The sequence below is a fragment of the Streptomyces niveiscabiei genome, from assembly GCF_001419795.1.
Classification (GTDB): Bacteria; Actinomycetota; Actinomycetes; order Streptomycetales; family Streptomycetaceae; genus Streptomyces; species Streptomyces niveiscabiei.
Genome location: NZ_LIRL01000226.1, coordinates 1 through 12100 on the forward strand (window position 1 = coordinate 1; position 12100 = coordinate 12100).

The following is a 12100-nucleotide window of genomic DNA, read 5'->3' on the forward strand; positions in this document are numbered from 1 at the left end:
GCGTGCAGCGTCGCCATCGTCGTGTCGCGGGCGAACGGGGAGTGGCCGGCGAGTGCCGCGCACAGGGTCGCGCCCACCGACCAGATGTCGGACGGCGGGCCCTGGGGGCGGCCGGAGATGCGCTCGGGGGCCATGTAGTCGGGGGAGCCGACGAGCATGCCGACCATGGTGAGCGCCTTGGCGTCCTGGATCGCGGCGATGCCGAAGTCGGTGAGGACGACCCGGTCGCCGTCGCCCTCGACCAGGACGTTCCCGGGTTTGATGTCCCGGTGCAGGACGCCTCGCGCGTGGACCCGCCGGAGCGCGGCGACGAGTCCGAGGCCGACCCCTGCGGCGGCGACGGGGCCGAGGGGGCCGTCCTCGGCGGTGATCCGCTCCAGGGAGCGGCCCCGGACCAACTCCATGACGATCCACAGGAGTTCGCCCTCGTCGACGACGTCGTAGACGCGGACCACGTTGGGGTGGTCGATGCGGGCGGTCGCGCGGGCCTCGCGCAACGTGCGTTCGCGGCGGGTCCTGGTGTCCTCCGCGTCCGTGCCGTCGATGCGTATTTCCTTGACCGCGACCAGGCGGTCCAGCATTTCGTCGGCGGCCCGCCACACCCGCCCCATTCCCCCCTGCCCAATACTGACGGCCAACCGATATCGCCCGGCCACCAAAAGCCCGGGAACACCGCCGCTGCTGCTGTTCCTCGGCAATCCACTGCTCCCTTTCACCGGCCGTACCACCGGAAACACAATGGTCACACTTCAGGCCGTACCAGCATAGTGGCGGGAAATCTTGTGGTACCTCTTCAAGTACCGCGAATTCAGGTGCGGTATCAGGGGGAGCGAAAGAGGGGGACGGACATGAGTTCTCGACACGGTACGGCTGCCGCCGGTGCGGCCGTCGCGGCCGGGCTGGTCGCGGTGCTGGTCCTGGCGCCGCAGGCGGGCGCGGACGAGGGGCCCGGCAGCGGCAAGGGCGGCAAGGCGGTCGATCCCGCGCCGGCCGGCGTCAAACCGACCACGACACTTCCCGAGCGCATCTCGGTCGACAACAGCACCAGCAAAACCACTCTCACCGCGACCGTGAAAAACGAGGGCACGAAGGAGAGCGGCCGGATCAGGCTCCTGGTCGTCGGTTTCGAGGGCCTTTCGATCAACGGCGTGGAAGGCTGTACGCAACTCCCGAAAGAAAACCTCCCGGAGGGTTCGAACAGCGGTTTCCATTGCCCGATCGACACCTTGGCGGCGGGCGCGACGAAATCGTACAAAGTCAATGCCACCTACGACCTCAAGAAGCAGGGCAAGATCTGCCTCCCCGTCCAGTCGGCGGACGGCAAAAAGACGTACTGGCAACAGGGCCCGGTCCCGTTCGGCTCCTCCAACCCCGTCCCCAACGCCCCCGCCACCCCGCTCCTCCTGGGCACGGACAACAAGCCCGTGACACCGGGCGCCGACCAACTCCCCAACACGGGCCCGGCAGACGAGTTGCTCCCGCTGGGAGCGGCGGGAGCGGCTCTCCTGACGGCGGGGGCGGCGGGCCTGTGGTGGTCGCAGCGCCGCCGCGAGGAGCAACTCCGATAGGAGAAACGCCGAAGAGGCTCGCGAGAGCAATCTCGCGAGCCTCTTAGCCCGGGCAACCGTCGGTCTTTTTAGGGGCGCGGGGAACTGCGCGAACACCCCCCACCGGCCCGCAGCCAACCAACTACCGTCGTTCGAGCAGCTTCCAGACCCCCGGCACCAACCCCATCGCCAGCGCCGCCTTCAGCGCGTCGCCGAGCAAGTACGGGGTCAGGCCCGCCGCAACCGCCTGGGACGCCGACAGGTCCGCGGCGTACGCGAGGTACGGGACGCCGATCGCGTAGATCAGGGCCTCGCCCAGGACGACCGCGCCGGCCATGCGCCACACGTTGCGGTCGGCGCCCCGGCGGGCCAGCGCGCCGACCACCGTGGACGCCAGCAGCAGGCCGAGGACGTAGCCGAAGGACACCATGCCCGCGCCGGACGCGCCCTGGGCGAACCACGGGACGCCGGCGACCCCGGCGACGGCGTACAGGGCGAGCGCGAGGAAACCGCGGCCCGCACCCAGCGACGTACCGACGAGCAGCGCGGCGAAGGTCTGGCCGGTGACCGGGACGGGGGAGCCGGGGACCGGGACCGCGAGCTGGGCGGCGAGGCCGGTGAGGGCGGCACCCCCGACGACGAGCGCGGCGTCGCGGACGCGACCGGCGGGGAGGAGATCGGCGAGGACCCGCCCGGGGGCGGACGTTGCGGCGAGGGTGCTCATACAAGGACTCCGCGGGGACGGTGGATAAGGGGGACCTAAGGACGCTATCCCAGACCCCTTGAGCCGCGAACCGTCAGGCGTCGACAAACGGCAGGTCAGCGCATTGGTGGGCTCTGCACAAACCGCTCCCCCACACGTGATTCCGGTCACGGAGGGAACGTGACCGGCGTCGGTAGGGTGGAACCCTTTGCCCACCTCACCGCATTGGACGAGCCGCGCCCATGCCCATACGCACCTCCGAGACCCCCGCGACCGCGCCCGGTCTCACGCACGCCCTCAAACAGCGCCACCTGTCGATGATCGCCCTGGGCGGGGTCATCGGCGCCGGCCTGTTCGTCGGCTCCGGTTCCGGCATCGCCGCCGCCGGTCCCTCGATCGTCCTCGCCTACGCCCTGTCCGGCACCCTCGTGATGCTGGTGATGCGGATGCTGGGCGAGATGTCGGCGGCGTACCCGTCGTCGGGGTCGTTCTCCTCGCACGCCGAGCGCGCGATCGGGCCGTGGGCCGGGTTCACGGTCGGGTGGGCGTTCTGGATCCTGCTCTGCACGGTCGTCGGCCTGGAGGGCATCGGCGCCGCGAAGATCGTGACGGGGTGGCTGCCGGGGACGCCGGAGTGGATGTGGGTCGCCCTGTTCATGGTCGTGTTCTGCGGGATGAACCTCGCGGCGGTCAAGAACTTCGGCGAGTTCGAGTTCTGGTTCGCGGCGCTGAAGGTCGGGGCGATCTCCCTGTTCCTGGTCCTCGGCGTGCTGGCGATCGCGGGCCTGCTGCCCGGCACGGACGCGCCGGGCGCCGCCAACCTCACCGACCTCGTCCCCAACGGCGGCGAGGGCTTCGTGATCGGCCTGCTCGCGACGGTCTTCGCGTACGGCGGTCTGGAGACCGTCACGATCGCGGCGGCCGAGTCCGAGGACCCCGTCCGGGGTGTGGCGAGCGCGGTCCGTACGGCGATGTGGCGTATCGCGCTGTTCTACGTCGGCTCGATGGCCGTCATCGTGACGCTGGTCCCCTGGGACTCGAAGGAGGTCACGGAGAAGGGCCCGTACGTCGCCGCCCTCGACCACCTCGGCATCCCGGGCGCCGGTCAGCTGATGAACGTCATCGTCCTCGTCGCCCTGCTCTCCGCGATGAACGCGAACATCTACGGCGCCTCGCGCATGGCGTACTCGCTGGTGGAGCGCGGGCAGGCGCCGAAGGCTCTGGGCGCCGTGTCCGGCGGGGTGCCGCGGGTCGCCGTCCTCGTCTCGTCGGTCGTCGGGTTCGGGTGCGTGCTGCTGTCGTACTGGCGGCCGGACGACGTCTTCATGTGGCTGCTGAACATGATCGGCGCGGTCATCCTCGTCGTCTGGATCTTCATCGCGGTGTCCCAGCTGCTGTTGCGCAGGCGTACGGAGGCGGAGCGGCTCGTCGTGCGGATGTGGGGGTTCCCGTGGCTGACGTGGGTCGCGTTGGCGGGGATGGTGGCGGTGTTCGTGCTGATGGCTCGGGAGGGGGATACGCGGACGCAGTTGGTGTGGACGGGGGCGATGACTGCCGTGCTGGCGGGGGCGGGGTACGGGTGGCAGCGGCAGCGGGCGAGGAAGGGCTGACGCCCCGGGTCCGCTGACTGGCGGGGTTCCCTGACGGGCGGGGTTCCTGCTGCTAATCTCTAATTGCATACTGGTCGCAATAAGAAACAGTGCGCAGGAAAGGTTCTGAGAGGACCCCCATGCCCGTCTACACGCTGCCTGAACTCCCGTACGACTACTCCGCGTTGGCCCCCGTCATCAGCCCCGAGATCATCGAGCTGCACCACGACAAGCACCACGCGGCGTACGTGAAGGGCGCCAACGACACGCTGGAGCAGCTCGCGGAGGCGCGGGACAAGGAGGTGTGGGGAGCGGTCAACGGGCTGGAGAAGAACCTCGCGTTCCATCTCTCCGGGCACATCCTGCACTCCATCTACTGGCACAACATGACCGGCGACGGCGGCGGGGAGCCCCTCGCGGCCGACGGGGTCGGGGAGTTGGCCGACGCCATCACCGAATCCTTCGGGTCCTACGCCGGGTTCAAGGCGCAGCTCACCAAAGCCGCTGCCACGACGCAGGGTTCGGGGTGGGGGGTCCTCGCGTACGAGCCGCTCAGCGGGCACCTGATCGTCGAGCAGGTCTACGACCACCAGGGGAACGTGGGGCAGGGGTCGACGCCGATCCTCGTCTTCGACGCGTGGGAGCACGCGTTCTATCTCCAGTACCGCAACCAGAAGGTCGACTTCATCGACGCGATGTGGGCGGTCGTCAACTGGCAGGACGTGGCCCGGCGTTACGCCGCCGCGAAGTCCCGTACGGATGTGCTGCTGCTGAACCCCTGAGGTTCCTCGTGAGCGTCCTGCCTCGTGATCGTCTTCTCAACTTTCACCGGGGGCGGGCGGATTGAGGGAAGGCCCTGAGAGGACGTGACTCTCAGGGCCTTCCTGTGTGTGTCACGGCTTGCGGGCGAGGCCCCCGTGCTGGCCGATCGGTGTCGTGTCCGCGCCGGGCTCGGGGCGCCACAGCGGTACGGAGACGACTCCCGGCTCCACCAGCTCCAGCCCCTCGAAGTAGCCCTCGATCTCGGCGATGGGGCGCAGGAAGTACGGGACCGCGCCGGTCTCGTTGTAGCCGTCCTGCGCGTGCTCGTACGCCGGGTCCGTGCCCCGCGAGCCCTCGTTGAGGGACAGGTAGCTGCCCGAGGGGAGCCCCGCGAGGAACGCGCGGACCAGGTCCCGGGCGCGGTCGTATCCATCGACGTGGCCGAGAATGCCGCTCAGGATCAGCGCGACCGGCTGCTCCAGGTCGAGCGTCTTGCCGGCCGCCTCGATGATGCGCTCCGGGTCGTACAGGTCCAGGTGCTCGTACGCCGTCTTCCCCTCCGGCGAGGAGTACAGCAGCGTGCGCGCGTGCGCGAGGATCAGCGGGTCGTTGTCGACGTACACGATCTTCGACTCCGGCGCGTACCGCTGCGCGACCTCATGCGTGTTCTCCGCGGTCGGCAGCCCCGTCCCCACATCCAGGAACTGCCGCACCCCCGCCTCCTCCACGAGGTACCGGATGGAACGGCCCAGAAAAGCGCGGCTGCTGCGAGCGATGGTGACGATCCCGGGGAACACCGCCGTGTAGGCGTCCCCCGCCGCCTCGTCCACCGGGTAGTTGTCCTTGCCCCCGAGCCAGTAGTTCCAGATACGCGCCGAGTGCGGCACCGTGCTGTCGATCTTCGTCATGCGCTCCATGGTGCACTCTGGGGGAACTGCCGCGCGAGCGCTTCGGGTTGACGGGGTGGGGAACCTCCGGAGCATCGAACTACAGCTGGGCGAGATGCTGAGGCATGGCCAAGGGCCCTGACCGAGGGTGCCGCGACTGGTTCCTGCGGCTCTCGGATGGGGTGACTGCGTCACACCGTGAAGGGGCACCCTGGATGACAGCCAGATCTGGTGAAGTCGCGCTCAGGCGGCGGTCCTGGATTGTTCTGTGCTGGATCATGATTCTTGGGCTCGGCATCGGGACGGTCGGGGCGATTGCCCGGGTGACCGCGGTTCACGGTTTCCGGACGGGCTGGCAAGGGATACCGGTCTTTCTCGTGACCGCGACTGTCATCGGCAGGATCTCGAACAGCAAAGTGATTCTGAGCGGCGATGTGCTCACGGTCGTGAATCCGTTGCGGAGCCATGTCATTCCGAGGTCGGCGATCCGCGGTGTTGAGGTCGATGCCGGTGGGACGCTTGTGGTTCGGCTCGATGGGGAACGCGAGGTCGGTGTGTACGCGTTCGGTGGTTCCCTGGTCGATCGGGTCAGGGACACGAGTGGTGAGGCCGCTCGGAGGATCGATGGCTGGCTTCGGGCGGGTGGTGGGGATGGTGGGGTCGACGCCGTAGGGGCACGGGTTCAGTGGACGCGGTGTCCGAGTGCTGATGTGTCTCTTGCCCTGTGTGTGCTCACGGTGGGGGTCGGGGCTGGGTGGATGGTGTTCACCAGTGGCTGACCGTACGGAGGAGGGGGCGCCCGGTTGTTGTGCCGGGTGCCCCCTCTTTTCCCCCCGGGTGCTGCTTCGGTTCCCCTCCTGATTTACCGGGGCAGCACCACGACGTAGGCGGATGGGGGGCGGTCGGCGGAGGTGAGGAGGGCGGTGTGGAGGACCATGGCCTGTTGTTCCATCGACTCGCGGAGTTTGCGGGGGGTGATGTGGACGACGGTGATGCCCAGGCGTTCCAGGGTTTCGCGTTTGCGGGCGTGGTCCGTCCAGAGGGTGTCGTCGTTCTGGTGGGGGGTGCGGATGTCGAGTTCCAGGGCTACGCCGTGGTCCGGCCAGTAGGCGTCGAGGCCGCCGAGGTGGGGGCCGCCGGGGAGGCGGAGGTCGACGTTCCAGAGGGGGTCGGGGAGGGCGTGGTCGCGGACCAGGCGGTAGAGGCGGTTCTCAGCGAGGGCGCGGCTCTCGGCCAGCAGCGAGTCGACCGCGTCCACGACATGCGGTTGCGTGAGGAGCTTCGCTCGGCTCAACTCCCTTACCGCCGCCGCTGGTTCGCAGTGGCCGTCACGTACCGCCTCCGCCATCAGGCGGCGTACGGCGCCGGGGTCGGTGAGGTCGGCGAGCGCGTCGGCGAGGGCGCGGGCGGCGGGGGCCGTGGGAACGCCGTTGAGGAGCAAGGGAGTTGGCGGGGTCGCGGTGCGGATGATGCGGACGTACCCCGTGGAGCGGAGGCGGCGCAGGCGGGGGACGAGGACATCGATGTGGTCGTCGGCGGGGAGGGAGGTGAAGCCGTGGAGGCGGAGGGCCGCGAGGCCGGTGAGCATGGACTCGGCGTCGGGGGTGCCTTGGCGGGGAACCGCCGTCGTGCTGAGGATGCCTCGCCCTGAACTCCGGTTCTCCCGGGCCGCGTAGAGCAGCGCGCCCCGTACGCGCTCCTCGTCGGTCAGCCGCCCGGCGTGCAGCGCGTACACCCCCGGCAGCACCTGCTGCCAGGGCCCGCCGGGCCGGCAGCGTTCGTTCGTCTCGGCCTGGGAGACGCCGTGGGAGCGGAGTTGAGGGGTCGTCAGGAGGGAGTCGGTGGCGGCGCAGCTGCGGGGGGTGTCGGCGTTCATGGAATCGGGATTCCCGCGGACATCCGGCGCTTTAACCGGTGTTACACGCTCGTCGACAAACGCGGACAACGCCGCACTAAAGGACGGATGTTCGGATGCCGATAAGCGCCGGAAATCGCTGGTCCCGGGGGAGTTCGCGGGAGGTTACGGGTTTGGGTGACCGAATTCCGTAACGGTCACGGACAGCAGAATTATTGGCCTTAGGGCCAAAGCTTTAGGTGTGCGGGGCGGGCCGGTGAGGATGCCGGCCCGCCCTACAGCAACTCCCCTACACGCCCTGCGCCTTCAGTGCACGGGCCAGATCGTCCCGGCCCTCAAGGACCAGCCGGCGCAGTGCGGGCGCGGCGTCCTCGTGTGCGGCCAGCCACGCGTCGGCCGCCCCCAGCACCTCCCGCTCGGCCCCCGGGAGGGGATACGCCGGGAACAGGCCCGACACCACGTCCACGCCGATCTGGATGGACCGTTCGGCCCAGACCCGCTCGATGGCGTCGAAGTACTTGGCGACGTACGGCGCGGTCAGCTCCCGCTGGGACGACCGTGCGAACCCGGCGATGGTCGCGCCGACGAGGGCGTTGGAGAGCGCGTCGCCCTCGACGACCTGGGCCCAGGCCTGTGCCTTGACGGCGGCGGAGGGGCGGGAGGCGAGGCAGCGGACGTGGTGGCGTTTGCCGGAGGCGGTGTCGTCCCGGACCAGTTCGGCCGCCAACTCCCCTTCGCCGACGGCCCCGTGGGAGGCGAGGGCGTCGAGGAACGTCCAGCGCAGCTCCTGGTCGACGTCGAGCCCGGCGATCTTTTCGGAGCCGCCCAACAGGCCCCGCAGCAAGGCGAGTTCGTCGTCGGAGGAGGCGACGGACGCGAAGAACCGGGCCCAGGCGAGCTGAGGCTCGCTGCCGGGCTCGGCGGCGCGGAGGTCCCGCAGCGCGAACCGGGCCACCGACGCCTCCCCGTCCGAACGCCCGGCGGCCGGGACGTAGTTGACGAGCGCGGACCCGGCCCAGGCGTGGAGCATCTGCAACACCCCGATGTCGGACTCGCGTTGGGCGAACCGGCCCACCAACTCCACGAAGTCCAGGGCGGGAAGCAGCGCGTCCCGGGTCAGGTTCCACAGCGCGGACCAGCACAGGGCGCGCGCGAGCGGGTCGACGATGTCGCCGAGGGATTCCTTCAGCGTCTCCAACGACCGTGCGTCGAACCGGATCTTGCAGTACGTCAGGTCGTCGTCGTTGACGAGGACGAGGTCGGGGGCCTCGGCGCCGGCCAGGTCGGAGACGACGGTCCGCTCGCCGGTGACGTCCACCTCGGCGCGCGCATAGCGCACGACCCCGTCCGGGGTACGCCGGTACAGGCCGACCGCGACCCGGTGCGGGCGGGCGGGCAACTCCTCCTGGAGTACCGCGAGTTCGGCGACCCGGCCGTCCTCGACCCGCACCTCGGGCGTCAGCGAGTTGAGGCCGGCGGTCTGGAGCCAGGAGCGGGCCCAGGTCCCCATGTCCCGCCCGCTGGTCTCCTCCAGGACGGACAGCAGGTCCCCGAGGCGCGTGTTCCCGTAGGCGTGCCGCTTGAAGTAGCGCCGCGCGCCTTCGAGGAACGCGTCCTGGCCGACGTACGCGACGAGTTGCTTCAGTACGGAGGCGCCCTTCGCGTACGTGATGCCGTCGAAGTTGAGCTTCGCGTCCTGGAGGTCGCGGATGTCGGCGGTGACGGGGTGCGTGGAGGGGAGCTGGTCCGCGCGGTAGGCCCAGGACTTGCGGCGGTTGGCGAACGTGATCCACCCGCCCTCGAAGCGGGTCGCGCCGACGAGGGCGAACGCGCCCATGAAGTCCGCGAAGGACTCCTTGAGCCACAGGTCGTCCCACCACTCCATGGTGACGAGGTCGCCGAACCACATGTGGGCCATCTCGTGCAGGATGACGTTCGCGCGGGCCTCGTACGACGCCTGGGTGACCTTGCCGCGGAAGATGTACTCCTCGCGGAAGGTGACGAGACCGGGGTTCTCCATCGCGCCGAGGTTGTACTCGGGGACGAACGCCTGGTCGTACTTCCCGAAGGGGTACGGGTAGTCGAAGTGGTCGTGGAAGAAGTCGAGCCCCTGCTTGGTGATCAGGAAGACGTCGTCCGCGTCGAAGTGGGGGGCGAGGCCCTTGCGGCACATGGCGCCGAGGGGGATCTCCAGCGTCGTACCGTCGTCGAACGTCCGCGTGTACGAGTCCGTCACGTAGTGGTACGGGCCCGCCACCACGCAGGTGATGTACGTCGAGATCGGCTTCGTCTCCGCGAACCGCCACACGCCGTCCGTCTGGGTCCCGACCCCGTTGCTCCAGACCGTCCATCCCTCCGGCGCGCGCACCTCGAAGCGGAACGGTGCCTTGAGGTCGGGCTGTTCGAAGTTGGCGAAGACGCGGCGGGAGTCGGCGGGCTCGTACTGCGTGTAGAGGTAGACCTCGCCGTCCTCGGGGTCGACGAAGCGGTGCAGGCCCTCGCCGGTACGGGAGTACGCGCACTGCGCGTCGACGATCAGCTCGTTCTCGGCGGCCAGGTCCTCCAGGGCGATGCGCGCCCCGTCGAACACCTCGCCCGGGTCGAGGTCGCGGCCGTTCAGGGAGACGGCGGTGACGCTCGGCGCGACCAGGTCGGCGAAGCTCGTCGCGCCGGGCTCGCTGCACCGGAAGCGGATCGTCGTCACCGAGCGGAACGTACGGTCGCCGACCGGGTCGCCCACCGCCGAACGCAGGTCCAGCGACACCTCGTACGCGTCGACCGACAGCAGCGCGGCCCGCTCCCCGGCCTCGTCGCGGGACAGATTCTCACCAGGCACCGACGGCACTCCCTCAGACACTCGTGGACTCGGCGCGACCCGTTCGCGGTACGCCTGGACAGCACCGATCCTGCCATGCGCACCTGACCCGACACATGGGGGAACACCCTCGGGAATGGTCCGCGCGAGTCGTACGTTGGCACGGGAATACTCGTAATCCCCGCAGTGGCGCTCCTGAGGAGAGACATGTCCGAGAAGACCCCCGTCGACTTCTGGTTCGACCCGCTGTGCCCCTGGGCCTGGATGACGTCCCGCTGGGTCCTGGAGGTCCAGAAGCAGCGCGACATCGAGGTCCGCTGGCACCCCTTCAGCCTCGCCGTCCTCAACGAGGACAAGCTCGACCAGTTGCCCGCCGAGTACCGGGCGCTGCTGGAGACGCAGGCGTGGAAGCCGATCCGTGTCGTCGCCGCGGCCTGGCAGAAGCACGGCTCCGAAGTCCTCGGTCCGCTCTACACCGCGCTCGGCACTCGCTTCCACAACGGCGGCAAGGGGCCGTCCATGGGCAGCGACGACGAAGGGCCGATGCTCGAATCGATCGCCGGGGCGCTGGAGGATGTCGGCCTGCCCGCCGACCTCATCGACTACGCCTTCCAGGAGGACTTCGAGTTCGACGCCGAGCTGCGTGCCTCCCACAAGGAGGGCATCGACAAGGTCGGGCAGGACGTCGGTACGCCGATCATCGCGGTGCCCGGGCCCGAGGGTAAGGAAGTCGCCTTCTTCGGGCCTGTGGTGACCCCGACTCCCAAGGGTGAGGCCGCGCTTCGCCTCTGGGACGGGACCATCGCCGTCGCCTCCGTGCCGGGGTTCTACGAGATCAAGCGGACCCGTACGCAGGGGCCGATCTTCGAGTAAGGGTTCACCGTTCCGCCGGGATCTCCAGCTCCTCCGGCAGGTTTCCGCCCAGTTGCCAGTTGTCCTTCCGCTGGATACGGCGGCAGCCCTCGCCGGTGCACCGGTGATACGCGGACGGGCGGAACCTCTCTCCCTGCTCACTCGCGAAACGGCTCATGACCTCCGCCGCTGCGGCGATCTCGGCACCGACCAGGTCCCGGAATCGCCGTAGCGGGCCTTTCTCGCAGGTGGGGTTGGGGCATCGGACGTCGGGCATGCGTGCCTCCTCGGACCGGGGGGAGGAGCATAGAGCGCGCGGCGTCTGGCGGGGGCGGGTTCTGCTGAGCTGCTCTGCGTCACGCTTCCGCGCGGAGCAGCTTTTTCACGCTCTCTGCGTCTCCCTCGCTGAGGAGGATTCTTATCTCGCCGTGTTCCGGTGCGGTGTACGTGAGGGTTGTCAGGCCCATTCTCCAACTGGGCTGTTGATCGATGTGCAGGCTGCGGGGGAGGTGGATTCCGGGGCCCCAGCGGCGGGTGAACGTCGGTTCTTCGTCCCGGGGTGCGGAGATCTTTCCGTACACACTTCCGCGTCTGCCCAGCCCTTCCCTCCACGTCACCCGGCACTGGAACCTCACGGCACCGGTATTCATGGCGGCTCGTCGGGCGGATCTTCGCCGGGTTGCACTGCGTACAGCGGCGCCCGTGAGTAACGCGAGCCCCGACAGCAAGGCGAACTCCAGAAGGATCGACATACCGAACGGGTCCTCTCGTTGCGCGATCTAGAGGTTGCTGGACTCGGGGGCAGGGCGTCTTTCGCGGTGCCCGAGGTGGCTCCGGGTGGCTGGAGGGTATCCGGGTGGGGAGGAGAGCGGGGGGTGTTGGCGCCGGTGGTCTCTGCGGGCCTCTTGAATGCTCCGTCTTCTCCCGGGATGCGGTGCTCGCTCCAACTCCCGTGGGGGCGGAGGCTGACGTCGGATCCATTTCCGGGGGCGTCTCTGCTGCTGGGGATGTTCAGGCGTTCACTGAAGCGCCGGGCTATCGGGGGGCGCGTCGAGGGAACTCGGCCTTCGACGATCGTGCGGCGGTGAGC

At 69.2% G+C, this 12100-nt stretch carries 12 protein-coding genes; 5 read left to right on the plus strand and 7 right to left on the minus strand.

Going from position 1 to position 12100, the window contains the following annotated elements:
- A partial coding sequence (locus AOK24_RS12480; protein WP_240553857.1) for a serine/threonine-protein kinase occupies window positions 1–611 on the minus strand: 611 nt, incomplete at its 3' end.
- Window positions 612–848: 237 nt separating this feature from the next.
- On the opposite strand from AOK24_RS12480, the gene AOK24_RS12485 reads away from it, so the two are divergent.
- Window positions 849–1568: an LPXTG cell wall anchor domain-containing protein gene (locus AOK24_RS12485; protein ID WP_055720132.1), complete on the plus strand. Its 720-nt coding sequence runs from the start codon at window positions 849–851 to the stop codon at window positions 1566–1568.
- A 121-nt stretch (window positions 1569–1689) separates the two neighbouring features.
- Here AOK24_RS12485 and AOK24_RS12490 read toward each other — a convergent pair whose 3' ends face one another.
- On the minus strand, window positions 1690–2271 hold the full coding sequence (locus AOK24_RS12490) for a biotin transporter BioY (protein WP_055720133.1): 582 nt from the start codon (window positions 2269–2271) through the stop codon (window positions 1690–1692).
- Window positions 2272–2492: 221 nt separating this feature from the next.
- Between AOK24_RS12490 and AOK24_RS12495 the strand changes: the two genes are divergently transcribed.
- Together AOK24_RS12495 and AOK24_RS12500 are read left to right on the plus strand one after the other, a co-directional pair.
- Window positions 2493–3860: an amino acid permease gene (locus AOK24_RS12495; protein WP_055720134.1), complete on the plus strand. Its 1368-nt coding sequence runs from the start codon at window positions 2493–2495 to the stop codon at window positions 3858–3860.
- A gap of 119 nt (window positions 3861–3979) precedes the next feature.
- Window positions 3980–4621, plus strand: a complete 642-nt coding sequence (locus tag AOK24_RS12500) for a superoxide dismutase (protein ID WP_055720135.1) — start codon at window positions 3980–3982, stop codon at window positions 4619–4621.
- A gap of 111 nt (window positions 4622–4732) precedes the next feature.
- On the opposite strand, the gene AOK24_RS12505 is transcribed toward AOK24_RS12500, so the two are convergent.
- Window positions 4733–5509: an SAM-dependent methyltransferase gene (locus tag AOK24_RS12505; protein ID WP_055720136.1), complete on the minus strand. Its 777-nt coding sequence runs from the start codon at window positions 5507–5509 to the stop codon at window positions 4733–4735.
- Between the two features lie 194 nt (window positions 5510–5703).
- Here AOK24_RS12505 and AOK24_RS12510 point away from each other — a divergent pair, with 194 nt between their 5' ends.
- A complete protein-coding gene (locus AOK24_RS12510; RefSeq protein ID WP_159051851.1) occupies window positions 5704–6267 on the plus strand; it encodes a PH domain-containing protein in 564 nt (187 codons plus the stop codon).
- An 83-nt stretch (window positions 6268–6350) separates the two neighbouring features.
- Here the strand turns inward: AOK24_RS12510 and AOK24_RS12515 are convergent, their stop codons facing one another.
- Both AOK24_RS12515 and pepN read right to left on the minus strand, forming a co-directional pair.
- Complete coding sequence (locus AOK24_RS12515) at window positions 6351–7364, minus strand: hypothetical protein (RefSeq protein WP_055720138.1); 1014 nt, start codon at window positions 7362–7364, stop codon at window positions 6351–6353.
- 268 nt (window positions 7365–7632) lie between these two features.
- Window positions 7633–10179, minus strand: a complete 2547-nt coding sequence (gene pepN / locus AOK24_RS12520; protein ID WP_055720139.1) for an aminopeptidase N — start codon at window positions 10177–10179, stop codon at window positions 7633–7635.
- Window positions 10180–10365: 186 nt separating this feature from the next.
- Between pepN and AOK24_RS12525 the strand changes: the two genes are divergently transcribed.
- Window positions 10366–11031, plus strand: a complete 666-nt coding sequence (locus AOK24_RS12525) for a mycothiol-dependent nitroreductase Rv2466c family protein (protein ID WP_055720140.1) — start codon at window positions 10366–10368, stop codon at window positions 11029–11031.
- Window positions 11032–11035: 4 nt separating this feature from the next.
- On the opposite strand, the gene AOK24_RS12530 is transcribed toward AOK24_RS12525, so the two are convergent.
- Window positions 11036–11287 (minus strand): hypothetical protein, encoded by a 252-nt coding sequence (locus tag AOK24_RS12530; protein ID WP_055720141.1) that lies wholly within the window; start codon window positions 11285–11287, stop codon window positions 11036–11038.
- Between the two features lie 79 nt (window positions 11288–11366).
- Window positions 11367–11762 (minus strand): hypothetical protein, encoded by a 396-nt coding sequence (locus AOK24_RS48450; RefSeq protein ID WP_159051852.1) that lies wholly within the window; start codon window positions 11760–11762, stop codon window positions 11367–11369.
- Window positions 11763–12100: the final 338 nt, after the last annotated feature.

Coding starts and splice junctions, on each gene's coding strand:
- AOK24_RS12485 (WP_055720132.1), top strand. CDS start 849: ATGAGTTCTCGACACGGTACGGCTGCCGCCGGTGCGGCCGTCGCGGCC.
- AOK24_RS12490 (WP_055720133.1), bottom strand. CDS start 2,271: ATGAGCACCCTCGCCGCAACGTCCGCCCCCGGGCGGGTCCTCGCCGAT.
- AOK24_RS12495 (WP_055720134.1), top strand. CDS start 2,493: ATGCCCATACGCACCTCCGAGACCCCCGCGACCGCGCCCGGTCTCACG.
- AOK24_RS12500 (WP_055720135.1), top strand. CDS start 3,980: ATGCCCGTCTACACGCTGCCTGAACTCCCGTACGACTACTCCGCGTTG.
- AOK24_RS12505 (WP_055720136.1), bottom strand. CDS start 5,509: ATGACGAAGATCGACAGCACGGTGCCGCACTCGGCGCGTATCTGGAAC.
- AOK24_RS12510 (WP_159051851.1), top strand. CDS start 5,704: ATGACAGCCAGATCTGGTGAAGTCGCGCTCAGGCGGCGGTCCTGGATT.
- AOK24_RS12515 (WP_055720138.1), bottom strand. CDS start 7,364: ATGAACGCCGACACCCCCCGCAGCTGCGCCGCCACCGACTCCCTCCTG.
- AOK24_RS12525 (WP_055720140.1), top strand. CDS start 10,366: ATGTCCGAGAAGACCCCCGTCGACTTCTGGTTCGACCCGCTGTGCCCC.
- AOK24_RS12530 (WP_055720141.1), bottom strand. CDS start 11,287: ATGCCCGACGTCCGATGCCCCAACCCCACCTGCGAGAAAGGCCCGCTA.
- AOK24_RS48450 (WP_159051852.1), bottom strand. CDS start 11,762: ATGTCGATCCTTCTGGAGTTCGCCTTGCTGTCGGGGCTCGCGTTACTC.